The organism is Sporomusa sp., from assembly GCF_035561155.1.
Taxonomy (GTDB): Bacteria; Bacillota; Negativicutes; order Sporomusales; family Sporomusaceae; genus Sporomusa.
The window spans coordinates 1-24,110 of sequence record NZ_DATMYD010000045.1 but is presented as its reverse complement, the minus strand read 5'-3'; the positions used below and the strand labels follow the sequence as shown (position 1 = coordinate 24,110).

Sequence of the window (24,110 nt, the reverse complement as noted above, 5' to 3'; positions counted from 1 at the left end):
TGTATTTATGAAACGTTTCCTAAAAATGTAAAGGCAAAGTATTGCTGATTGAAAATAGGATTAAAGACTTAAGAATTGGGAGTCTCAGAAGGGAGGCATATACCTTGAGACATATTCGTAAAATATTTGTACGCACCTTCATGGCCAATTCCTTTAACCGTGATGTAGTAATGCTTGTTATTATCAGTGTGGCTATAGGGGCATTCTTAGCGAGTTTAGTATCAATGGCTGCTAACTCCTACTTTTCAGAAACAATTTCCACCCTTGTGGGTGATTATGGTGAGTTTGATGTTATTATTAATGTCCGCGAAGAAATGAAAGAAGAGGGTAGAGCTCAAATTGAAAAAATTCTGGCGCAAGTATATCCGGGTGCTAAATTAAAGGAGGGGCCGACTTTAACTGGCTTAACCAGTTTTTTCATTGGCTTTCCGACTGAATATAAAACTAAACAAACCTATGAGGCCCTGAATAACAGCTTTGGTAGTGTTCCGGGCCGCTCCGGTATTAGTATTATGACTGAACCGCGTGTTACCGTTAAGGGTGTGCCGGAGGGTGCCAAAAGCAGTATTATTGACCAGATAATGCAAATTGAAGGTGTGTTATTTGCATTTCGTGATGGCGGTTCAGTAACGGTGATTGTATCAGCACTTGATAAATCAGCTTTTGTCAATGCCGAGATCGAGAAGCTGCTCAAGCAGTATCAACTTATTGAGATTGCCTTCCCTGTTGGTAGTGAACCGGATAACCCTATTCGGTTAGGTAAGCAAATTGCTGAAGGTATCCGGGCCGATAAAGCAGTAGGTTATGCGGAGAGCGTATCTGCCGACAGTAAGAACAATGAAATGGTTTCCATGGTGAGTACTATGTTAGAACTTAAACGGTTCCTTTCGTCTTATACCACTCAGGTTACCATTACACCTGCTGCCGGCGTTAAGTTTACTCCCGGGGATGTAATTGCCTTTCAAGGAGCGGCCCCGAACGAGCCGATAGCCGCTAACGTACCAGCGCCGGATAATGTTTTGGTGCAACTAACCGAGGTTGGCGGTGACGGTCTGGCTAAAGGTATGATTATGCAGGGCGATGGTGCGCAGATTAGCAATTACAAGGGTTATATGGTCATTAATAATACAGTAGGCGCTCAGGCCGGTACGGCATCGGTTCACAATCCACGGCAGCAGTTAGGGAATGCCTTAATGGAAACCTCCAAACTCGTTGGCCAGATTCCGGGTTTTGCCCAAGATGCCCAGCAAATGACGACTATCGCCGGCAGTGCCCTCAATAACTATGGCAGCAGCCTTGCCGCCATTGAGCAGACCCTGGTAAGCCTGGAGAGTGCCGGCGCAACCATTCAGGCTGCGACTAGCGGTCTGGCCAACATTAACACCAGTGGTATTCAAACCCAGCTGGACAATTCCTCGCGTGCCCTTGGCGGACTTGTAGGAACCTTTCAAGTGATCAAGGTGATAAATCCTGATATTACCACCTCAATTAATGATTTGAAAAATACTCAGCAAAACATTGAAAATCTTCGTGCCGGTTTAAGCGAGTTAGACAATGTGGCCGCCAATGCCCGCCAGGCGCGCTCGGCTATTGATAATATAGTAGCCAACGGCCATAACACGATAACCACGTTACGTGCCTTTGACGTAGACGGCGCCCGGAAAACGCTAAATAGCGCCAGCACCCATCTGGCTCAGGTTCAGCAGTTTAATACCCCGTTGATTGCGGCGCAGTTACAGGTTCTTGGAACTGCTATCCCTAACCTGAGAGATGATGAGATTAGCCGTACTGTGCAGCTTCTGGATAAGGTTATTGCCGGGCAGGTGACGCCAAGTCAGCGAATACAGATATTAACACATGGTAATATCAGTACTGAGTTGGTTGCACCTATTATCTATCGTGAAGTGGGTCATAACAACCTTTCTTTATATAAGTCCGAGCTAGGGATCATTGAGCCCGATCCCCGTGCCGAAGTCATGACGATTCTGACACAAGTTAAAGCTATTCTTGCCGGGATGATTGCGCTTATTGCCTCAATCTTATTCTTAGTGCTTGACCATACGGCCATAATGTCTGTCATTCGCCGTAACCGCTCAGCTAATAAAGTGCAGGCACAAGGGTGGCGCCGATTTGTTCAAGGTATAAGAAACACCCTTACTGCACCTGAGTGTCTGTATGGTATGGCGATTGGCGCCATGCTGCTTACCGCTATGTTTATCCTGGCTGGTGGCGGCATTCCCTATCTGCCTTGGATTGGGGTGCCGTTTCTGGGGGCACTGTTTGGGTTGCTTGTAGCCAATAATGCAGAGAAGATAAGTCCGGTTTCTATCGATGAGGTAACCGCAGGGGAAGCGCTGGGGCTGTCATTCGATGAAATAATGCGGGAGATTGTTATTCCCAATGGTCGTCCTGGCCTCTTACAAAAACTCAATCGGCGAAAAATGAAATTTAAATAAACGGAGATAGACATGCTTGCTATCCACAATCTCTATAAACAATTTGGTAGCCTGGTGGCTATAAATGACGTTAATCTCACCGTTAACAAAGGGAAGACGGTGGTGCTCATGGGGCCGTCCGGCTGCGGTAAGTCTACTACAATTCGTGCTATTAACCGTCTGGTAGAACCGGACCGCGGCTCTATAATGCTTAATGGTGCCAATATCCTGACAATGCAGCCTGATGAACTGCGTGGCATGCGTAAGCATATCGGCTTTGTGTTTCAGCATTTTAACCTTATTAACCGGTTAACAGCGGTGGAAAACGTCATGTTAGGCTTAGTAATGAGCGGCATAAATCAAGACTTGGCCCGGGATAAGGCAGTTGAGGCACTGACCAAGGTTGGGTTGGAAAATCATTTGGAACATAAACCGGATGAATTATCCGGCGGACAGCAACAACGTGTTGGTATTGCCAGGGCGTTGGCTTATGAACCTGAGCTCATGCTCTGGGACGAGCCGACCGCGTCACTAGACCCTATCCTGGTTCGCGAGGTATTGATTGTCATGGAGGAACTGGCCCGTTATCGCGCAAGTACTATGCTTGTTGTAACCCATGAACTACCTTTTGCCCTGCGTGTAGCCGATCAAATTGTCCTGATGGACAAGGGGCGCATTGTCGAAGTAGGTGCCCCTTCAGAGGTTTTTGTTAATCCGGCCTCAGATATTGGGAAAAAATATAAAGAACTAATCGAATACCAAATGAATACAAGTGCCCAGAGTCTGGCGGGGAAGGCTCATTGAAATAGTAAAAGCACCATGGAACTGTTGCGACAGTTCATGGTGCTCTTTCATAGGTTAAGTAGTTGACACTTCTGCAGTCAAACAAAACACCACAATCTAAATGGAATGAAAGTCATTATCAATAGGATTATAACTGCACTTCCAAATTTGGCTCAATACTATAATTTCGCCCGTCCGTTACTTTTTTAGCTGAAAGTCGTTAAAGTATATGAGACTAGATCTAAAGCAAAGGAGATTAGAATGATTCATTTTAAGAAGAAAACAGTTGCAAATGTGATTATATTAGTGCTGCTAACATTCCTTAGTGGCTGCGCCACTGGCGGGCCAAAGCCGATAAATGAGTCAACTAAGCAAGCTCCAGTTGAGAATGCAGTAAGCAAAGAGAGCGCTATTATGGATGAGTTTAACCGGCTGATCCATAAAAATAATGTTACAGCAGAGGAAATTAGCAAGTTTATCAATGAAAACATGGCTGCTGTTTCCCCTAAGAACGTATCAGCTATGATTATCGCCCTTGAAAAAAATCAGCAGCTTAACCTACTCAAGCTGCAGGACAAGTTTGCCGATAAGGATGCTATCCAAAAGACTCTGGCAGCAGATTACCGGGATGAATTAACAGACAGCTATCTGAATGGGATACAGGACAAGACGGTGAGAGACGTGCTGATAGCAACTCAGAATAACGGGTATAAGATTGAAACAGCAGAAGGTTTTTATTTCCCTGTGATCGACTATTCGTTATACAAGAAATACCGGGCAAATGTAACGCCGGACATTGCTGCCTATATCGATATTATGGTAGTAGAATCGGATAAAACGCCGGTTAAAGATGCCGCCCTTATGATTGGGTGGGAGGAAGTTTTACGACGAGCCGAAAACCAAGAGCGATTTATCAAAGAATATGGCAGCTCTGCCAAAATTGAAGATGTGAAGCAATTGCTCAAGAGATACCTCGCCTTTTCTCTATACGGAGCGAATAATACGCCTCTATTTAGTTATGAGGACAAGAAAATGGTGCCAGCGGCTAAAAAGCCGTACCTTGAAGCTGCATTTAATCCCAATAATGGTAGTTTTTCTAAGATTATAAATGAGTACCGCGCTGTTCTCAAGAAAAACGATTATAAATTAACCAAAGAAGTAGATGAATACAGAAAAAAGGCTGAAGCTGAGTTTCGTTGACTATAATACCGGAGGATAGCAAATTCCTCCGGTATTGCAATCAGCAATTGCGAAGCATGAGGAGGGATTAGTATGTTGAATAAAAAGATCATAGCCCTGATCGTCGGTGCTATAATCTCATCTGCATATGTAATTGGGCTACCAATGCAGGATAAAAACGGTTTTGGTCAAACTGATCAGATACCTCCGGTGGTTTTAGCGGAAGAAAATCGACAAGATAGCGCTAAAGAACATGCGCCCGAAGCAAAAGAGGGGACTCGGCAGCCGAAAAGCAATCGGTATCACGTAGCCGGCTTCGACGACCCTGAGCAATTTGAAGCTGATTTTTTAAAAATTCAAGAGTTAGTAGCGAAAGACAACAAGGAAGAGGTTGCTGAGTTTATCCAGTACCCCCTCAACATATATACTAACGGTACGAAAACAACTATCCAACTGAAAGAAGAGCTTATCGCAAGCTATGACAGGGTTTTTACAACAGGCGTAAAAAGTGCGCTTGCCAGTCAAAAAATTAACGAGACGTTTGTCAATTATAAAGGCGTTATGGTGGGGCGTGGAGAAATATGGTTTACCCAGTCGTCAACCTCAAATCGTAAATACGTCATTTATGCAATTAATCATTAGACTTTTTGAAATAATACCTGGAACGTTTGTGTACCAAAATTATTTACTATGCAGGATACAAAAAGCTCATGCAAACTTATTATAAGTAAGCATGAGCTTTTGCTATGATTGTGGGTAGTTCTTCAGCTTGACAGCTTGAGATGTCAGGTTGATTTCGTGAAAGTGGAGGTTACTTCTCTACCATGTAAGGATAGTTAACTACTGTACGAGGAACCAAGGTCTCCTTAATAGCACGTTGATTCATCCAACGATATAAGTTGATTGCGCTGCCAGCTTTATCATTGGTTCCTGATCCGCGGCTGCCACCGAATGGCTGTTGTCCAACAACTGCACCGGTAGGTTTGTCGTTGATATAGAAGTTGCCTGCTGCATGATCCAATGCTTTTGCTAGCTTGATAATTGCTGCTCTGTCTTGTGCAAATACAGCACCTGTCAATGCATAGCTGGTTGCTGTATCGCATGCTTTTAATGTTTCTTCCAATTTATCATTCGGATATACATAAATGGTCATAACCGGTCCAAAGATTTCCTCGACCATTGTCTTGAATGTAGGTGTCTTTGCTAAGATTACTGTAGGCTCTACAAAGTATCCTACACTGTCATCGCATCCACCACCGATGATGATTTCAGCATCTTTAGACTGTCGTGTATAATCAAGATAGTTTTTGATGTTCTTGAAGGATTTCTGATCAATAACAGCGTTCATGAGGTTTGTAAAATCACGAACATCACCCATCTTAATTTTGCCAATTTCTTCTTCAAGACGTACTTTTACCTTGCCCCATAGACTTTCCGGGATGTAAGCACGGGATGCTGCAGAGCATTTCTGTCCTTGATATTCGAAAGCACCAAGAACAATTGCGCAGGTAAGCGCTTCAACATCTGCTGATTCATGAGCAAAGATAAAGTCTTTACCACCTGTCTCGCCAACAAGACGAGGATAGGTAACATACTTATTAATGTTTTGACCAACTTGATTCCAAATATCATTGAATACGCCTGTTGAGCCTGTGAAATGGAAGCCTGCCATCTTCGGATGCGGAACTACAACCTTACCGAAGTCAACACCCCTGCAAGGTGCAAAGTTGATAACACCTGCAGGTAAACCAGCTTCTATAAGGATTTGCATGAAGTAGTAGTTTGAAAGTACAGCTGTTGATGATGGTTTCCATAAGACAGAGTTACCGCACATAGCCGGAGCTGTAGGAAGGTTGCCCCCAATTGATGTAAAATTGAAAGGTGTGATTGCTGCAACAAACCCATCAAGTGCACGATATTCCACCCGGTTCCAGACCCCATCGGTGCTGAGGGGTTGTTGCTTGTATATCTCTTGAACGAAGTGAGCATTAAAACGAAGGAAATCTGCCATTTCACAGATAACATCAATTTCTGATTGGTAAGGATTCTTGCTTTGTCCAAGCATACAAGCAGCCGATAATTTTGCTCTATATTTTCCTGTTAGTAAATCTGCTGCTTTTAAGAAAATAGTAGCTCTATGCTCCCAGGGCATGTTCTCCCATTGCTCTCTTGCTGCTTCTGCTGCATTAATTGCCATAAGAAGCTCTTTTTCACCAGCTATATAATATTCGCCAAGTACTTGCTGATGATCATGGGGACAAATCATTTTTGCTTTGGTTTCTGTACGAATTTCTTTTCCATCAATAATAAGCGGTACTTCAACTGGGTTAGCTAATTGTCTTTCAAGTTCTGCCTTTAAAGCAACGCATTCAGGTGATCCCGGCATATAACCTTTTATAGGTTCATTTACCGGAGGTTTGACTTGGAAATAGGCATTGTTCATTACTAAAATTCCTCCTTGCGTATTTTTTAATAACCTATGATACCCTTCGCGGCTATCCTGGTCTAAGGATTATCCACAATCTTTACATCGGCACCTAAAACAGCAAGCATTGCTTTGGCAATCTTCTGGTATGCAAAAGTAATTAATTTGCTGAAAAAGTAAAAGCTGCACTGAAGCAAGACCATTGATAATCTATTTTTTGCCACCAACATATACAGTAATATCATGGTGTTTATTTAATGTTAGCTTACATTAAAAATGGAGCTAAGTACATTCAGAGTATTCTATGCATTGTATCAATTTTTTTGAATTATAGGCATTAGCCTGATACAATAAGTTGATTCAAAAATATTGATTTTTTGTATGAATTATCCTAATTTTACTGAATATTTTGATCGTGCTATGATTAGCTCATATAGCTTTAAAATGACCGGAATTTTAACGATATTATTGATAATTCCCCAAAAAAGTCTCAATGACGCCGGATATGTCTTTACTGCTTATTCCCATCGTTTAGAAGAGTTCTGTAGAGAAATTATATGTAAACTAGGTAGAATCCTCAAAATTTAGTGGATCTCTACAGGAGTTTGTGTTTCAATGGTAGATAGTTATATAGTGCTGTATGATACAAGGTGAGGAGGCGCAGAGTGGAATATAAATTCCTTTTGGAATCTATATTAGAGCATCTGGATGAAGGAATTTTAGTGGTAGATAAAAACGCAAATGTTACTTTTTATAATGAACCGGCAACTAATATAGCGGGTATTACACAGGAAAAGGCGATCGGAAAAAATATATTGGACATTTTTCCTGGTCTAACACCTGAAAGCAGTACTTTCTACCGGGTACTGAGAAATAAGCAACCTATCATAGATTATGTTCAGACATATATGAATTATCAGGGACTGAAAGTATCTACCCTGACGACGACGATACCTTTGTTAAAACAAGGGGAAATTGTTGGCGCTCTCGAAATTTACCGGGATTTAACGCAGGTGAAAGAATTATCGGAGAAAATATTAAATCTGCAATCGGAATTATTTAAGAAAAAGAGTAATGAGAAGTCATACAAGGGAAATGGGGTCATATATACCTTTGATGATATCATTGGCGAAAGTGACGCCATAAAAGAGTTAAAAAAACGGGCGCAAAAAATAGTCGACAGTAACTCGCCTGTATTGGTCTATGGAGAAACCGGAACGGGAAAAGAAGTTTTGGTGCAGTCTATTCATAATGCGAGTAAGGTACGAAGAAATAAGCCTTTTATTGCTCAAAACTGCGCAGCACTGCCCAATACACTCTTGGATAGTATATTGTTTGGTACAACATCAGGAAGTTTTACAGGTGCAAAGGATAAGCCGGGGCTTTTTGAGCTTGCGGATGGGGGTACTTTGTTTTTAGATGAAGTTAATTCCATGGATATGGAGCTTCAAGGAAAATTGTTGCGTGTTTTGCAGGATGGTATTGTCCGAAGGGTTGGAGGAGCCAGCACGGTGCTTGTCGATGTAAGAATTATAGCAAGTACTAACGAGCCACCACTAAAACTTGTAGACCAAAAAATTATGCGAAAAGACTTGTTTTACCGGTTAAATGTTATTCCTTTAAGTACTCCTGCTTTGAGAGACAGGAAAGAAGATATTTCGTTACTCACAAGGTTCTTCATTAATATGTATAATGCTAAAGTAAATAAGCAAGTAGAAATGATTTCCGCTGAAGCCTTGAATGTATTGCAGTCCTACTATTGGCCTGGAAACGTCCGGGAATTAAAATATACCATCGAAAGTATTATGAACTTTACTGATAGCAATATTATTGGCGTAAATGACATTCCTCATCATCTGCTTAACGCTAACCAAGTAGCTGGGATGAAGCAGGAAGAACCCGCAGGGGATATAGTGGTTTCTTCATTGGTGGACAATCTAAATGATTATGAGAAGAAACTAATTCAAAAAGCTATAAAACAAGCCAATGGAAATGGGGCTAAAGCTGCAAGAATTTTAAATATTCCCCGGCAGACGTTGCATAATAAAATAAAAAAACACAATATTGATTGGGAAATCTTAATAAATCATAACTAACAGTATGCAGCCCGGTGACTAAACCGTTTCTCAGTAAAAAAAAACAATAAAACGTCCCTAAAATGAGACAATGTCAATTTTTATATCGTCTCATTTTAGGGACGTTTTTCAATTTTCGGAAATATTCAAAAGAACCAATAATTGAAAAGCAAGACAGACCGGGTTTATTGATATTTTTTCAATAGACTGCAATATTTGGCAAGGTTATTGCATTATATAGTTTTTCGCAAGATGCTGTTAGACAGAGGAAAGAGAGGAGGGGCGGTTTTTATACTCAGGGCCCTTGATTGTAGTAAAAAACCAAGTTGATTGGCGGTGCTATGCATGATTACGGGAACGGTATTTAATGTTCAAAAATATTCAATCCATGATGGACCGGGAATACGAACCACTATTTTTTTAAAAGGATGTCCGTTAGCTTGCTGGTGGTGCCATAATCCCGAAAGTTTGGCGTTACAAACAGAAATAGTTTTTTTGAAAAACAAGTGTATCGGCTGCGGCGATTGTGTGAAAAGCTGCCCCAATGGTGCCATAGCGTTTTCTGCCACAGAGTTGAAACGAGATAATGCAAAATGCAGCCTATCCGAAGATTGTGTAGATACATGTCCTACCGGAGCCATGGAGAAGGTCGGCAGGAAAATGTCGGTTAAGGATGTGATGCAGGAAATAGAAAAAGACAGGATCTTTTATGAAGAATCCGGCGGCGGAGCCACGTTTTCTGGTGGAGAAGCACTGATGCAGATCGACTTTCTTGAGGGAATTCTTGATGCATGTAAAACTAAAGGTATTCATACGGCCCTAGATACGTCAGGTTATGCACCCTGGGAATCAATTGCCAGAATAGTAGATAAGGTGGATTTGTTTTTATATGATATTAAGCTTATGGATGCTGAAATGCACAAAAAATATACAGGTGTATCCAACTGGCTTATATTAGAGAATTTAAAAAAGCTTGCGTCAAAAGGCAGTAAAATATGGATTCGCATACCTGTTATACCGGGAATTAACGATGACGCCGAAAATATAAAAAAAACAGGTGAACTTTTATCTTCCTTGCATCTAAAGGATGTTTTTCTACTGCCGTATCACAATATTGCTATTGATAAATATACTAGGCTGGGAAAAATGTATCAGCTAGCTGATCTTCAGCCTCTTTTACATAAGCAAATGAATGAGATTTCACAGAAACTAAAAGAATTTGGGCTAAATGTACAAATAGGAGGATGATGAAAAATGGCAAAAGGGATGAGCGTAAATAACAGAGTGAAACAATTAAGAGATCAGAGTGTCAACACAGTGCCACAGCTGTCTATCGAAAGAGCCATGCTGATGACAGAAGCCTATAAAAAATTTGCCGGTCAGGTGTCTATTCCGGTGCTGAGAGCATTAACCTTTAAACATCTCATGGAAAACAAGACCATTTGTATCAATGAGGGCGAACTCATTGTCGGGGAACGAGGAACAGGGCCGCAGGAGGCGCCGACTTATCCGGAGTTGTGCTGCCATACGGTTGAGGATTTTGACATTATGGATAAGCGGGATAAAATCTTCTTTCGCGTTGATGAAGAAACAAAGCGCACCCAAAAAGAAGAAATTATTCCTTTCTGGCAAGGAAAAGCCATACGGGATTTGATGTTTGCTCAAATGACACCAGCCTGGAAGGACTGCTATGAAGCGGGAATTTATACCGAATTCATGGAGCAACGAGCGCCAGGCCACACGGTTGCGGATGGAAAAATCTACAGCCAAGGCTTCCTGGATTTCAAAAAGACTATTATGAAAAAGCTTGAAGAGCTGGATTATCAACAAGATCCTGATGCCTATGAAAAGCAAGAAGAATTAAACGCCATGGCAATTTGCTGTGATGCCATTATCGTATATGCCCAAAGGCATGCCGCTAAGGCCCGCGAGTTGGCGGATAAAGAACAAGATCCTGTGAGGAAGATAGAATTAGAAGATCTTGCGGAAGTTTGCAGTCATGTACCGGCGTATGCACCGAGAACTTTCCGAGAGGCCTTACAGACCTACTGGTTTGTCCATCTGGGTGTAATTACGGAATTGAATACCTGGGATTCCTTCTGCCCAGGCAAGCTTGATATCCATCTGTATCCTTTCTATGAAAGGGATATTCAGTCAGGAATTTTGACGCGTGAAGCTGCCAAAGAATTGCTGGGCTGTTTCTGGGTGAAATTTAACAACCAGCCGGCACCGCCTAAGGTGGGTATTACACTCCAGGAAAGCGCTACCTATACAGATTTTTGCAACATCAATATTGGGGGAATCAAGCCTGACGGCAGTAACGGAGTTAACGAATTATCCTATTTGCTCTTAGATATTGTTGAAGAAATGGAACTGCTGCAGCCTAGCACAAATGTGCAGGTTAGTAGGAAAAACCCGGATCAATTTGTTATCAGAGCCGCTGAGGTAATTCGGGAAGGAATGGGCTTTCCTTCGGTGTTCAACACCGATGCAGTACTGGAAGAACTTCTCCGCCAGGGGAAAAGTCTTGAGGATGCGCGCGGCGGCGGTACCAGCGGCTGCGTAGAGGTAGGCTGCTTTGGTAAAGAAGCGTATATCTTAACAGGATACTTAAATCTGGTAAAAATACTGGAAATTACCCTTCATAATGGCGTTGACTCGCGAACTGGTAAAATGTTGGGGCTTGAAACAGGGGATGCAACCCAATTTGGTTCATTAGAAGAGCTATTGGCAGCATTTAAGAAGCAGGTCGAGCATTTTGTTGATATTAAGATAAGAGGCAACAACATCATCGAAGTTCTGTATGCCAAGTATATGCCTTCTCCCTTCATGTCTATCGTTATAGATGATTGTATTGAGAAAGGCAAGGATTATAATGCAGGCGGTGCCAGATACAATTCCCGGTATATTCAGGGTGTTGGTATCGGCAGTATTACCGATTGCCTGTCGGCTATTGAATATCATGTGTATGATAATAAGAAATTGTCAATGGATGAGTTATTAGCAGTATTGAAAGTTGATTTCGCAGGCCATGAAAAGGTGCGCCAGCTATTTTTGAACAAGACCCCTAAATACGGTAACGACGATGATTATGCAGATACTATCATGCTCAAGGTATTCGAGATCTTCCATGACGTTGTAAATGGAAGAAAAACTCCAACAGGCGGAACTTACCGGATTGAGATGCTGCCAACTACCTGTCACGTATATTTCGGTTCTGTTATTGGCGCAACTCCGGATGGCAGGAAGGCCGGGCGACCCCTTTCAGAAGGAATTTCACCTGTGCAAGGTGCAGATAGAAACGGCCCTACAGCAGTCATCAAATCGGCAGCCAAAATGGATCAATTAAGAACAGGCGGGGCGTTGCTTAACCAAAAATTCACACCGCAAGTGGTGGCAGGCGAAGAAGGCCTTAGAAAACTAAAAGACTTAATCAGAGCATATTTCAAGCTGGATGGACACCATATTCAATTTAATATTGTAGATGCCGCTACCTTAAGAGATGCCCAAAAGAACCCTGAGAAGTATAACAATCTCATTGTACGGGTTGCCGGTTATAGTGATTACTTTAATAATCTTACGAAAGCCTTACAGGATGAGATTATCGAAAGAACAGAGCACAAAGATTTCTAAATACGAATAAAGCTAGAGACTAGCTTATGTAGTTATGGGGTAAGGGGTGAACTAATGAAGCATTTAGCAAAAAATCAGGCATTATGTACAAAATGTGGTCAATGTGAGGATATATGCGCCACATCTTTCTTTAAGAGTAACGACAAAGAAAAATCCTGCATTCGTATTGAAGAAGCTGCTAAAGAGAATTCACTGATCAAAGTGTGTAATCAATGTGGCGTATGTATTGATATTTGCCCTGTTCAGGCCATTTATAGAGATAAAAGCGGGGTTATAAGGATTAAAAAAGAAATTTGCGTTGGCTGCTTTATGTGTGTGGGCTTTTGTCCGGAAGAGGCCATGATGCAGCATAATGAACATCTCGAACCTTTCAAGTGTATTGCTTGCGGATTGTGTGCCAAAAACTGTCCAGTAGAAGCCATATTTATTGCGGAAAACAATGACGCAAATAGCTAAAAGGAGATGAAGCAGATGGAAATATCAGCAATGCAAACGGCACATAAGCCTTTGACCGAATACAAATACAGTCCGCAGCAGCTTGAAAAAGGCTATTCTGATAAGACTTTATATATCAACCTTACAGAGAACAAAATTGAGTCAAAGCAAGTTACTCAGATGATGAAAGAAAAATTCACCGGCGGCAAGGGATTCGGCCTGTGGTACTTGTGGAATGGCGTAACTCCTCAGACCAAATGGGATGACCCTGAAAATGAAATCGTCATTGCTCCGGGGCCGGTAGCCGGCATTACCCAATATCCTGGAGCAGGAAAGTCTCTTGTTGTTACTTTATCTCCTTTAACCGGAATGCCGATGGACAGTAATGTAGGCGGTTATTTTGGTCCATTATTAAAATTCTCTGGCTGGGATGCACTGGAAATCCAAGGCAAAGCAAAAAACGATGTAATCATTGTTATTGATGGCAATGAAGGAACAATACGAATAGAAGAAGCGCCCCTGGAAGCCGTGGATGGTCATGTATTGGGCGAGCAATTAACCGAAATGTATGCCGAATCGGAAGAAGATAAGCGCAACATTGCTGTTGTAACAGCGGGAACGGCCGCAGAGCACACCCTGATCGGATTGTTAAATTTCACCTTCTATGATGTCAGAAGAAAAGTGCCCCGGTTAAAACAAGCAGGCAGGGGCGGTATTGGCACAGTATTTCGGAACAAAAAGATCAAAGCAGTGGTTGTTCGCTTTCGGGGAGTAAAAGGAGACTTAAACCATCCGGCAGATATAGCCAAAATTAATAAGGCAGGAATTAAACTTCATAAAGAAATATGCAAATTTGATAACACGCAAAACCGGATGAGACAGGTAGGGACGGCCAATATCATTGAAGTTATGGATGAGTACGACTTATTACCCACCCATAACTATAAATTTGGTTCTCATCCTGATACCTATAAAATTGCCTCAAATGTATTTATAGAAAAATATCTAACCCAAGGCATGGCAGACGGCTGCTGGTACGGCTGTTCGTTAGCCTGCGCCAAAGCGGCGGATAATTTCAAGCTAAAAACAGGACCGTATCAAGGGCATTTCGTAACAATAGACGGGCCTGAGTATGAAAATGCCGCAGGACTGGGCTCGAATTGCGGGATATTTGACCCGGAATATATCTTAGAAGCAAACTTTTACTGCGATACCTACGGGGTAGACACTATTTCCTTCGGCACCATTACCGCATTTATTATGGAATGTTACGAAAACGGTATTTTGAACAAAGAAATAACCGGCGGCTTGGAACTGAATTTCGGCAATGCCGGTGCGGCAATAGAGCTTCTTCACCAAATGTCCAGGGGAGAAGGCTTTGGCCTAATTGCCGGGCAGGGTATCCGTCGCATAAAGAAGTTTTTGGTAGAACAATATGGTGCCAATGCCGATTTCTTGCAAGATATCGGCATGGAACAAAAGGGACTGGAGTATTCCGAATATCTGCCTAAAGAATCCCTAGCCCAGCAAGGTGGCTACGGCCTGACTAATAAGGGACCCCAGCACGATGAAGCGTGGCTGATTTTTATGGATATGGTAAATAATCAGATACCTACCTTTGAAGACAAAGCCGAGGCGCTCCACTACTTCCCCATGTTCAGAACCTGGTTTGGCTTAAACGGTTTATGTAAATTGCCGTGGAATGACATTGTGCCTGAAGGCAATGCAAAAACCGCTGAACCTGCGAAAATTCCTGAACATGTACAAAACTACCTTGATATCTTCAGTGGTGTAACTGGAATACAGATTGACCGGGACGAACTGATTGTCCAGTCAGAAAGAGTGTATAACTTCCAAAAAATATTCAATATAAGAATGGGTTATGGTAAGAGAATCCATGATAAGATTCCTTACCGGTCGGCCGGGCCTGTTACCGTCGAAGAATATGAGTCAAGGCAGGAAAGATATGACCAGCAATTACAAGAGCTAATAAACTATAGTCCGGACGGAAAAACAACCGAAGAAAAGGTCAAGGTGTTGCGCAGCTATCGGGAAGCGCAGTATGAAAAGCTGATAGATGCTGTATATAAACGAAGAGGATGGACCCAGGATGGGGTACCAACCATTGAAAAATTAAAAGAAATTGGAATGGACCTTCCGGCCGTTATAGAGGTAGTTCAAGAGCATCTATAACCAGAAAAGTAAGCTGTACATTTAAACAGTCGGCTTTAACTGCACCTACTGTGGAGGCATTGGAATGATTAAAGTAAATGGGAAAGATTTTGACTGGGAAGAACAATTGACAGTAAAAGCATTGTTGCAGAAAAAAGGATTTACCTATTCGAGAATCATCGTAATGATAAATGGTGAGCTTGTAACAAAAGAGGACTATGCCAACAAGCAGATTCTGGATGAGGATGATGTTCAAGTCATTCATCTGATGGCCGGTGGCTAAAGCTGCAATATCTTGCCTGGGTACTTAAACAATTTCTGCGTCTACCCGGAAAATTCCGGCTTACTGTGTCGTCTCCAAGAGTCATGCAGTCAAGAGCGAGTACATATTTGTCAATCTTGACTGCATGACATCAGGAGATTAATTTGTGAAGGAGAGGTGTAGTCCATGGTTTAGCAAAAATCATACGAGAAAAATATCGCAATATTTAGTGATTTAACAATAAATTTGCGCTTGAGGGAGGTGAAGCCAAACACTAATGGGTTCTGTTGGAATATTTGTAAAATAGAAAGCGAAGAATCAAAATGAGCACAGCTTCAAAAGGAATCATTATACCATTAATCATCCTATTCAATGATAAGGGGGAATCTTTAATATGGAATATCTCGGTAAGATAATTGATCTTTTAAATGGCTATGTTTGGTCACCAGCTATGTTGGTATTTGTTGTTGTGTCAGGTGTATATTTTTCCATCAGACTCCGCCTTACCCAAGTCCGTAATTTAAAGGATATGGTGAGAAATCTGGTAAGTAATCAAAGCTCGGAAAGCGGCATCTCCACCTCCCATTCATTTTGGACTACCATGGCTGCCCGTGTTGGTGTCGGTAATATCGCCGGTGTGGCAGTGGCTGTTTATCTGGGAGGTCCGGGTACAATCTTCTGGATGTGGGTTACATCTATTTTGCTTGCCGCCATATCATTTACAGAATGCTCGCTGGGACAGCTATACAAAATTCGGATTGACGGTGAGTACCGCGGCGGTGCATACTATTGTGCAGAAATAGGCTTGGGCTGGAAATGGTTTAGCAAGCTGTTTGCTATAGTCACTGTTGTGGGAATGTTGTTCGGTATGCCTGGTATTCAGGCCAACATGATTGGCGAAGGCTTAAATCACAGCTTGGGGGTTTCCCCGTTGATGACCGGCGTGGTTGGTGCAATATTTCTGGGCATCATCATCCTCGGCGGTATCAAACGTATCAGCAAATTTGCTGCCATTCTTGTTCCCATAAAGGTAGGTATTTTTCTGGTGTTGACGGCAATTGTGCTAATTGCTAATTATGATAAAATCCCGACCATGTTTAGTTGGATTTTTGCATCTGCATTTAATCAAGGCTCGGTATTCGGCGGTATGATGGGCAGTGCGATTGCTATGGGTATTAGACGCGCCACCTTCGCATCCGGTGCCGGTATGGGTGAGGAAACCCCGGCTGCGGCTGCGGCTGAGACTGCACATCCTGTCGGTCAGGGTTTGGCTAATTCCTTCGGTATCTATGCGGACATCGTAATATGTACCTGTTCAGGACTCATGATTCTGGTTACTGACTGCTTCAATACGGCTTCCGGTTATATCGGTTCCGGTTCTGCCAAAATGGCGGAATTAGCTGCTGCCGGCAAGAACGGTATCGTATTTCCCCAGGAGGCTGTTGGTACACTCATGCCTGGTCTGGGCGAATTCGTTATGGGTGTAGTGGTAATAATGTTTGCTTTTACGACAATACTCAGCTACTATTATCAAGCTGAAACCGGTATGGCTTATATCTTAGGCAATGCCAGCGAGAGTACACGTAAAAATGTTTATTTGGTTATGAAGGTTATGGTACTAATGGTGTATATTTATTTCTCCACTACCACTTCGTCCGTTGCCTGGGCGGCAGCTGATCTGGCATGCGGTATGATGGTATGGCTGAATGTGTTAATGCTGTGGTTTTTGTTCCCGAAGGTCGTTGCTATGCTGAATGACTATGAGGAACAACGTAAGGCAGATCAGGTACCCTTCTTTGATCCTGACAAAGTCGGTATTGCGAATGTAGATCTCTGGAAAGAGATTAACAAAGAACAAATCGCTGCTGCAAGAGAGAGCGACAAAGAAAAAATCACTGTTGCAAGATCGGGAAACCTTCAGCTAAATATCTGATACCTTTTGCTGATTATCATAATGGATGAGTAGTTTCTAAAGGCTGGAACAAAGTGGCGATTAGGCTGAAGATTTTGTATCGACATGGTCGGGTAGACGTGAGCCGAGAGGCTCACGTCTACCCGACCACGGAATTTTGCGGATAGCTTAGGGGGCTGACTGACGGTAGGAGATTACTGTTGTTCTTACGAGTAGAATAGAGCTTCGAATCATTGTGGGCAATTAGAATGTTCGATACAATAAAGTGATATAGCAGTAGGTTCATACAAAAGGCAGACATGAGCTTTGTATAACACAGAATTTTATGTCTGCCTTTTGCTTTAAAAAATATATTTTTTGTGTATCACTCAAAATCAAGATAATTATTGTCACGCAGCCAAGAACGGGTGCATGCCAGAAATTTTTTAGCAGCCGGAGATATATTTTTTAGAGAGAGCGCTGCTATGCCGATGATCCGATAATCCGCTTCCTCTAAATCTACAATATGGATGTTATCTGGTACATTCACCAAAATCAGTTCTGGCAGAATACTGATCCCTAAGCCTTTTTGCACCATGGCCAAGATAGTCCGTTCTTCCATTAATTCATATTTTACTTGTAGATTCAATTTGTGTTCGTTCAAGAGGCGTCTGATATTATCATCGCTGCCCCATTGAGGCATAATAAAAGATTCATCTTTGATTTGATCATAGGAGATAACCTTTTGATGGCGCAGTGGGTGATTAGGCGGCAGGATGACAACCAGTTTATCCTTTTTTAGGGGAATGGTTTCAAATGGTTTAGAAGTGGGTAAGCATACAAAGCCAAAATCGACAGTGCCGTTCGATATCCAGTCATTCATTTCATCATAGCAGCCCAGATATGTTTTTACTTCGATGTGAGGATACTTTTCATTAAATTGTCCTAAGATTCCAGGCAACCACTGCATCGAGACACTGGATAGTGTTCCCAAACGGACTGTGCCAGTGTCCAACCCTTTGATTGCAGCTGTTTCTTGTCGCAAGAGTGCTTCTTCATGCAAAATTCTTTGGACATGTTTAAGAATGCGTTCTCCGTTGCTTGTTAAGCTAATACCTGAACGATCGCGCTTAAGCAAGGCAAATCCTAACTCTGCTTCAAGGGTAGAGACGGCATAGCTAACTCCTGACTGGGTCAAATTGAGCTTTTCCGCAGCTTTGGTTAGGCTACCCAATTCAACAATAGTGCTGAATATCTCATATTTTGAAAGTGACAAGATAACCAACCCCCGACATGAATTTTCCACAAATGGTATAGAGGACAAACTACATATTTAATTTGAATGGTAAGTAAGTCGTTACGTAAACAATAATATGAGTTACCACCATAGAATAGAAGGTATATGTCGCATTTTAAATATACTATATGCAGACAAGACATGCTACTCAAAGTTTTTAAAACCTTATTGCGTATATGATTAAATTAGAATGTAATCATATTGAGGAGGGAAGTGATGGACATTGTAGAAATCCCGGAATAGTCATTGAGCGCTATTTGCTTTCCAAGGGGAAACAATAGTAAGCAATTGGTTCAACATTATTTTGATAGCCATACCGATCACTATACAGGTATATTTTAATTCCTCGTTAGCGTACGGCTTGTCCAAAGCCCTGCATGTTCCTCACTCCATTGCGGCTCCTTCAGCGTTAATTGGAGCAAGCAATTTCTTTGAGCTAGCTGTCGCTGTGACTATCTCCTTATTTGGACTACAGTCAGGAGCTACATTGGCCACCGTGGTAGGGGTTCTGGTGGAAGTACCAGTTATGCTTTCTGTTTGCAGTCTGTGCAATAGAACCCGTCACTGGTTCATTGATTCAAAAGTAAAACAAGAGGCATAAGCTCTTTAAATTTCCAGCACCCATTGACATGAGCGTCGTGAAGATTTATCGTAGATACAGTATTAATATGGCTCGTTAATAGCTGATACGAACTTTGGAAATAGTTCAATTGGGGTGTAGATAGATTCATTGGCCAACAAGAGAAACCAAGGGATATCGCCGCTAACAAAAGCGGCGTTATCCCTTGGTTTTTTTAAGCTAAGCCCCAGATGAGATTACTGGTTTTTTAACTCTCGAATAATTATTTTAGCAGTTTCTTCGGCAACTTCACCGGTAAACGCTACGCATTGTTCCATGTGGGTAGGGGAACCTAGTTCCATATCCCGTGTATGTACGCGACAGCAAAGGCATTTATGTCTTTCACTGAACAAATCGTGCAATTCTTTCGAGAGCCGCATTGCTGTATTTACTTTTTCACATTTTGCTTCTGTTCTACCAAAAACTAGACCTAATGCCATGGTTCCACCAACAACTGCCCCGCATATACAGCCAGAACCACCGAGGCCTACGGGAAATCCGGATGCTGCCGCTATCACGATATCGGGCGTATTCGGAGAAAATGCATCCCGGATAGTTTTGACTATTGCCTCCGAGCAATAAAATTCCCCATTACGGTAGTAACTTTCGGCTTGTTCGCGGATTTTTTGAATATCTACTTTCGACAAATTAACCCCTCCTAATATAAATATTTTATATACTTCTTAAATATATCTTATATTCCTGCCTTCCTAGCATAAAGGATATCTATACTTTTAACAAAGAGTTAATATGGCGGTAATTGTCGGGCAATGATTCTTTCCTATCCTTAGAAGGTAGCTCAGGCGACAGTTTACTTACTCGGCAATGCCGAGTTTTTTATTGGAGGAGACGATAATGTTACAAGTCCTGAATTACGGAGGAGATCTAGTAATTTAACAACACATTACTAAGACGGAACTGCCTTGTCCCAAAAAGCCTGATCTTGTGTGATATCCAGAAATTTAGGTGATTTAGACGGTTCCTTACCCTGGGGTTCCTTTTCGTCCGTATTCTTTATTACATTTGGGTCTTGGTCACCGGTTTTGCCTGGTGTGGTTGTAGGTTTACTTTCCATCTTCCAAAGTAGATTATAGTAGAGCAAACTCATCATAATAACCCTCCTAGTTATCCCCTGTTAGACTATTGAGGGGAATTTTTAATTTTAATACTCGTTACCCCTTGTCCAGGCCGTTTTACGTGATACTTAAGACGTATCCGCGGCAACGTGCCAATGAGTGATTGCGTGGCAGTTCGTTTATGGCATCCATATCGCCTCCTCGGAACCTATAGACGATACTACGCAAAAAAAGTTACAGTATAAGAGTTTATTAAGCGAAAAAGCACTGACAGGTGAAGTCAGTGCTTTTTCGCAGGTAACTGTTTTTTCTTTTTTGTGACTGGAAATTTCTGTTCACAGGCCAACTTTCCGCAGCATTCTATATGATAAAAGGTACAGTTTTCCAAAAGAACCTTCTTTAATCTTTCCCGCGCACGATGTAAACGCACTTTTATCACACCAACACTCAAGCCCAGTATTGCTGCAATATCATTAGTCTTAAACCCTTCTATTTCATTAAGAATCATAACAATTCGGTAGTTCTCCGGGAGGAGCGCAATATAGCCCTGGATGCATTCGTTCATCTCCTTACGGATCACCTGATCTTCAATTGAGTGCGATATCACGTCGGAATGTACGGCCTCCATCAAACCATACGTCTCGACAGCCTCCTGTTTATAAGAACGGCTCCTACTTTTGTCTATAGCTACATTTGTTGCGATTTGATAAATCCATGTGGAGAGTTGTGATTGGTGGTTAAAGGTGCTTAATTTTTTTCAGTGGCTCTTTTAGTTCGCATACAATTTGCTATTGCTGGCATAACAGCTCAGTAAAATGGAGCGGTGTTCCTTTTGTCGTGATAATCATTATATATAGAAATGTATTACCTAGTAACTCATGGACTCTAGACGGTTTAACTAGTCGCTATATCAATAGTTGACGCTAACAAATAATGACATTATTGGTATTGACTTGGAATTTACTATCTATTATCATATAAATATATTCATAAGCGTAAATATAATAAAGAGGGTACAGAGTTGATTCGTGTAGTGTGGAGTGCTCTCTAACATGAGTACAACTCGGAAGTGAAACTTGAAGGGAGGGAGAGAATGCCTACATTAGGCCAGCATGTTGGAATGTATATAATATCTTGGTTATTTTGGTTTGTTATTGTTTATTTTTTCAGTTACATGGTTCAGTTAAGGAAGGGGCCTGTATCCGACAAAAAAAGACTGTTTTGGTTGGCAAACAAGATTGCGTTATTTTGTACTTTTGCTAGCTTGGCTGTTAATGTAGTGTTGCGTATGCGTGCCTAAAACAATAATTACTAAAAAATTTCTGGAGGTAGAGAATCGTGAGTGAAAAACGATTGGACTTTTTTGAGCGGTATTTAACGGTTTGGGTTGGGCTTTGTATTGTAGTCGGTATTATTTTGGGTAAGCTATTCCCTGATGTGGTAAGCGCATTAAGTAAAATGGAAATCAGTCATGTAAATCTGCCTATTGCAGTACTAATCTGGCTAATGATTTATCCGATGATGATAAAAATTGACTTTTCGGCGATTTTAAAAGTAGGAGAAAAACCCCGCGGTCTTTTAATTACTCTTTTTATTAATTGGATAGTAAAACCGTTTAGTATGGCGTTCTTAGCTTGGTTATTTTTCAAACATATTTTTATAGGGTATATCGGGGAAGAACTTGCAAATGAGTATATTGCCGGAGCGATTATTCTAGCAGCTGCCCCATGTACGGCCATGGTATTCGTATGGAGCTATTTAACTGATGGAGATCCCGCATACACTTTAGTACAGGTTGCTATTAATGATTTAATAATGCTGGTCTTATTCGCGCCTATTGTTATGTTTTTACTGGGAGTATCAAACATAATCGTACCTAAAGATGTTTTATTCATGTCAGTACTACTCTACATTGTTATCCCACTAGTTGCAGGTTATCTAACCAGGCGCATTTTACTTAAATCAAAAGGAGAAGAGTGGTTTAATACAAAACTCTTAGCTCCTTTAAAACCAGTTACGATTCTTGCGTTGCTCGCAACATTGGTAATAATATTCGCGTTCCAGGGAGAGACCATTTTAAGCAATTGGTTTAACATTATCTTAATTGCTGTTCCGATTACTATTCAGGTTTACTTTAACTCTTCCTTAGCGTATGGTCTTGCAAAGTTGTTAAATGTTCCCCACTCTATTGCGGCTCCCGGTGCACTCATTGGTGCAAGCAATTTCTTTGAACTCGCTGTTGCCGTGACAATATCGCTTTTTGGTTTACAGTCAGGAGCAACGTTAGCTACCGTAGTTGGTGTTCTTGTAGAAGTGCCTGTAATGTTGTCAGTATGTAACTTCTGTAATAGAACACGTCACTGGTTTCCGAATGAAAGCAAGCAAAAAGCTATGTAGTAATATCAGTAAAAGCAGGCGGAAGCCTGCTTTTGTTTTTATGATAGCTTTATGATAGTGTAGAAACCTCTATAAAAATAAAAGCGTTAGGCTTATAGGCCTGACGCAATCCTCTAAAAGAGGAGGGAACAAAGTTCCCCATAACTAAATTGTTTGGTAAATATATATTATCAAATTTTGTAGCAAGCGTCAACAAGGAATTGGAAATTCTGGGCTTAAATGGGAAATGAGTTATATTCTAGAGCAATCTATTGCGGGAGATAGGGTGGTTAGAATAGCGTTGTCCGTATTTTTATGAAAAAGCTAGCTGTCAACTCAAGCAGCTGCAGTAAAAAATGAACGGTGTGCTATGGTCAGAATATTATATTTACTAAATTGTACATAAATATGACAACTATTCACTATGTTCGCTGATTTATAATTAACGTAGAGAAAGACTTGGGAAGGAGGTTAGGTTGGAATTTATTACAGATAATAGATATTCCCCCAAAAATAAAGGGACGAGGAGGTTTACCATGACAAATCCGTATTTAGGCGAATTTCTTGGTGTAGCTGTTCTAATTATTTTGGGTAATGGTGTTGTTGCAAACTCACTGCTTAAATTTTCGAAAGCGGAAGGGGCCGGCTGGTTTAATATTATTACTGGCTGGATGGTTGGCGTTGGTATGGGTGTCTATGTGGCAATTGCCTGTGGAGCGCCGCAAGCCGATATCAACCCGGCTGTAACCTTTGCAAAACTACTTAACGGTGTGTACACAACTCCCGAGGCTATTATGATTATGGTATCTCAGGTTGCAGGCGGCTTTGTTGGCGGATGTCTTACTTATGTGTTTTTCCGTGGGCACTGGGAGGCTACGGAAGACCAGGGGACAAAGCTCGCCGTTTTTTGCACTGGTCCGGCAATTCGCAATTATGGTCAGAATTTGCTCTGTGAGATTATGGCGACCGTTGTCTTGATCTTTGTCATTTTTGCTATGTTCTCCAAACCTGTTGGCGGAATGGCTCCAGGCTTTGGTCCGTTTATGGTTGCTGTACTGGTGTGGGGCTTGGGCGCAAGCTTGGGCGGAACTACCGGTTATGCTATGAATCCTGCTCGTGACTTGGGTCCAAGACTTGCGCATGCTTTCTGCCCAATTCCCGGTAAAGGTTCTTCTGACTGGGCTTATGCTTGGGTTCCAGTGGCTGGACCGTTTATTGGCGGCGGTATAGCTTTTGGTTTGGCTAAAGGATTAGGTATTCTATAACAAATGTATTGTGGTAAGTAAAGGAGGGTTACCGAACGGTAGTCTTCCTTTTTCATGTGCGCCCAGCATGGGCGCTTACTTGTTGGTGAAAGTCCAATACGGGGGTTGATAGTGCCAACCGTTAGCCTAAGACAAGGGTGTCGCCTGTGAGGGCGAATCTGAAGGAAGTCGGCGGCAAAGCTCCGGT

At 41.8% G+C, this 24,110-nt stretch carries 18 protein-coding genes and 2 pseudogenes; 15 read left to right on the top strand and 5 right to left on the bottom strand.

Annotation, left to right across the window (positions count from 1 at the left end; translation table 11 throughout):
- The first annotated feature begins 104 nt into the window (after positions 1-104).
- From VN447_RS05765 to VN447_RS05750, 4 genes are all read left to right on the top strand, one after another.
- Positions 105-2,456 (top strand): hypothetical protein, encoded by a 2,352-nt coding sequence (locus VN447_RS05765; protein WP_325523740.1) that lies wholly within the window; start codon positions 105-107, stop codon positions 2,454-2,456.
- Positions 2,457-2,468: 12 nt separating this feature from the next.
- Positions 2,469-3,239, top strand: a complete 771-nt coding sequence (locus tag VN447_RS05760) for an amino acid ABC transporter ATP-binding protein (protein ID WP_325523737.1) — start codon at positions 2,469-2,471, stop codon at positions 3,237-3,239.
- 240 nt (positions 3,240-3,479) lie between these two features.
- Positions 3,480-4,418 carry a hypothetical protein gene (locus VN447_RS05755; RefSeq protein WP_325523735.1) on the top strand — a complete coding sequence of 313 codons (939 nt, stop codon included), beginning with the start codon at positions 3,480-3,482 and terminating at the stop codon, positions 4,416-4,418.
- A 72-nt stretch (positions 4,419-4,490) separates the two neighbouring features.
- Positions 4,491-5,039, top strand: a complete 549-nt coding sequence (locus tag VN447_RS05750) for a hypothetical protein (RefSeq protein ID WP_325523733.1) — start codon at positions 4,491-4,493, stop codon at positions 5,037-5,039.
- Between the two features lie 169 nt (positions 5,040-5,208).
- Here VN447_RS05750 and pruA read toward each other — a convergent pair whose 3' ends face one another.
- Entirely contained in the window at positions 5,209-6,840 is a 1,632-nt protein-coding gene (pruA, locus tag VN447_RS05745) for an L-glutamate gamma-semialdehyde dehydrogenase (RefSeq protein WP_325523731.1), read from the bottom strand.
- 647 nt (positions 6,841-7,487) lie between these two features.
- Between pruA and VN447_RS05740 the strand changes: the two genes are divergently transcribed.
- From VN447_RS05740 to VN447_RS05710, 7 genes are all read left to right on the top strand, one after another.
- Positions 7,488-8,918: a sigma-54 interaction domain-containing protein gene (locus VN447_RS05740; protein ID WP_325523729.1), complete on the top strand. Its 1,431-nt coding sequence runs from the start codon at positions 7,488-7,490 to the stop codon at positions 8,916-8,918.
- 324 nt (positions 8,919-9,242) lie between these two features.
- The gene (locus tag VN447_RS05735) at positions 9,243-10,145 is read left to right on the top strand and encodes a trans-4-hydroxy-L-proline dehydratase activase (protein WP_325523726.1); all 903 of its coding nucleotides are present in this window, start codon (positions 9,243-9,245) and stop codon (positions 10,143-10,145) included.
- Between the two features lie 6 nt (positions 10,146-10,151).
- Complete coding sequence (gene hypD / locus VN447_RS05730) at positions 10,152-12,530, top strand: trans-4-hydroxy-L-proline dehydratase (RefSeq protein ID WP_325523724.1); 2,379 nt, start codon at positions 10,152-10,154, stop codon at positions 12,528-12,530.
- A gap of 54 nt (positions 12,531-12,584) precedes the next feature.
- Positions 12,585-12,986: a 4Fe-4S binding protein gene (locus VN447_RS05725; RefSeq protein ID WP_325523722.1), complete on the top strand. Its 402-nt coding sequence runs from the start codon at positions 12,585-12,587 to the stop codon at positions 12,984-12,986.
- A gap of 15 nt (positions 12,987-13,001) precedes the next feature.
- Positions 13,002-15,158, top strand: coding sequence for an aldehyde ferredoxin oxidoreductase family protein (locus VN447_RS05720; RefSeq protein ID WP_325523720.1), 2,157 nt, complete (start codon positions 13,002-13,004; stop codon positions 15,156-15,158).
- Between the two features lie 64 nt (positions 15,159-15,222).
- Positions 15,223-15,420, top strand: coding sequence for a sulfur carrier protein ThiS (thiS, locus tag VN447_RS05715; protein ID WP_325523718.1), 198 nt, complete (start codon positions 15,223-15,225; stop codon positions 15,418-15,420).
- A gap of 373 nt (positions 15,421-15,793) precedes the next feature.
- Positions 15,794-17,332: an alanine/glycine:cation symporter family protein gene (locus VN447_RS05710; protein WP_325523716.1), complete on the top strand. Its 1,539-nt coding sequence runs from the start codon at positions 15,794-15,796 to the stop codon at positions 17,330-17,332.
- A 343-nt stretch (positions 17,333-17,675) separates the two neighbouring features.
- On the opposite strand, the gene VN447_RS05705 is transcribed toward VN447_RS05710, so the two are convergent.
- Positions 17,676-18,566 carry a LysR family transcriptional regulator gene (locus tag VN447_RS05705; protein ID WP_325523714.1) on the bottom strand — a complete coding sequence of 297 codons (891 nt, stop codon included), beginning with the start codon at positions 18,564-18,566 and terminating at the stop codon, positions 17,676-17,678.
- A 274-nt stretch (positions 18,567-18,840) separates the two neighbouring features.
- Here VN447_RS05705 and VN447_RS23205 point away from each other — a divergent pair.
- Positions 18,841-19,188 (top strand): annotated as a pseudogene (locus VN447_RS23205) (arsenic resistance protein); the annotation flags it as partial.
- A gap of 215 nt (positions 19,189-19,403) precedes the next feature.
- Here VN447_RS23205 and VN447_RS05700 read toward each other — a convergent pair.
- From VN447_RS05700 to VN447_RS05690, 3 genes and pseudogenes are all read right to left on the bottom strand, one after another.
- Positions 19,404-19,853 (bottom strand): C-GCAxxG-C-C family (seleno)protein, encoded by a 450-nt coding sequence (locus VN447_RS05700; protein WP_325523712.1) that lies wholly within the window; start codon positions 19,851-19,853, stop codon positions 19,404-19,406.
- A gap of 260 nt (positions 19,854-20,113) precedes the next feature.
- Positions 20,114-20,317 (bottom strand): hypothetical protein, encoded by a 204-nt coding sequence (locus VN447_RS05695; RefSeq protein WP_325523710.1) that lies wholly within the window; start codon positions 20,315-20,317, stop codon positions 20,114-20,116.
- A 245-nt stretch (positions 20,318-20,562) separates the two neighbouring features.
- Positions 20,563-21,024, bottom strand: a pseudogene (locus VN447_RS05690) (RNA polymerase sigma factor); the annotation flags it as partial.
- Between the two features lie 351 nt (positions 21,025-21,375).
- On the opposite strand from VN447_RS05690, the gene VN447_RS05685 reads away from it, so the two are divergent.
- The 3 genes from VN447_RS05685 to VN447_RS05675 all read left to right on the top strand — a co-directional run bounded on the left by VN447_RS05685 (position 21,376) and on the right by VN447_RS05675 (position 23,923).
- Positions 21,376-21,582, top strand: coding sequence for a hypothetical protein (locus tag VN447_RS05685; RefSeq protein ID WP_325523708.1), 207 nt, complete (start codon positions 21,376-21,378; stop codon positions 21,580-21,582).
- Between the two features lie 38 nt (positions 21,583-21,620).
- Entirely contained in the window at positions 21,621-22,679 is a 1,059-nt protein-coding gene (gene arsB / locus VN447_RS05680; RefSeq protein ID WP_414714883.1) for an ACR3 family arsenite efflux transporter, read from the top strand.
- Positions 22,680-23,194: 515 nt separating this feature from the next.
- The gene (locus tag VN447_RS05675; protein ID WP_325523706.1) at positions 23,195-23,923 is read left to right on the top strand and encodes an MIP/aquaporin family protein; all 729 of its coding nucleotides are present in this window, start codon (positions 23,195-23,197) and stop codon (positions 23,921-23,923) included.
- The last annotated feature ends 187 nt before the right edge of the window (positions 23,924-24,110 follow it).

Bases quoted from the DNA above. Each gene is read 5' to 3' on its own strand.
- VN447_RS05710 (WP_325523716.1), top strand. From the start codon at position 15,794: ATGGAATATCTCGGTAAGATAATTGATCTTTTAAATGGCTATGTTTGG.
- pruA (WP_325523731.1), bottom strand. From the start codon at position 6,840: ATGAACAATGCCTATTTCCAAGTCAAACCTCCGGTAAATGAACCTATA.
- VN447_RS05735 (WP_325523726.1), top strand. From the start codon at position 9,243: ATGATTACGGGAACGGTATTTAATGTTCAAAAATATTCAATCCATGAT.
- VN447_RS05760 (WP_325523737.1), top strand. From the start codon at position 2,469: ATGCTTGCTATCCACAATCTCTATAAACAATTTGGTAGCCTGGTGGCT.
- VN447_RS05750 (WP_325523733.1), top strand. From the start codon at position 4,491: ATGTTGAATAAAAAGATCATAGCCCTGATCGTCGGTGCTATAATCTCA.
- VN447_RS05725 (WP_325523722.1), top strand. From the start codon at position 12,585: ATGAAGCATTTAGCAAAAAATCAGGCATTATGTACAAAATGTGGTCAA.
- hypD (WP_325523724.1), top strand. From the start codon at position 10,152: ATGGCAAAAGGGATGAGCGTAAATAACAGAGTGAAACAATTAAGAGAT.
- VN447_RS05720 (WP_325523720.1), top strand. From the start codon at position 13,002: ATGGAAATATCAGCAATGCAAACGGCACATAAGCCTTTGACCGAATAC.
- VN447_RS05755 (WP_325523735.1), top strand. From the start codon at position 3,480: ATGATTCATTTTAAGAAGAAAACAGTTGCAAATGTGATTATATTAGTG.
- VN447_RS05695 (WP_325523710.1), bottom strand. From the start codon at position 20,317: ATGATGAGTTTGCTCTACTATAATCTACTTTGGAAGATGGAAAGTAAA.
- VN447_RS05685 (WP_325523708.1), top strand. From the start codon at position 21,376: ATGCCTACATTAGGCCAGCATGTTGGAATGTATATAATATCTTGGTTA.
- thiS (WP_325523718.1), top strand. From the start codon at position 15,223: ATGATTAAAGTAAATGGGAAAGATTTTGACTGGGAAGAACAATTGACA.
- VN447_RS05675 (WP_325523706.1), top strand. From the start codon at position 23,195: ATGACAAATCCGTATTTAGGCGAATTTCTTGGTGTAGCTGTTCTAATT.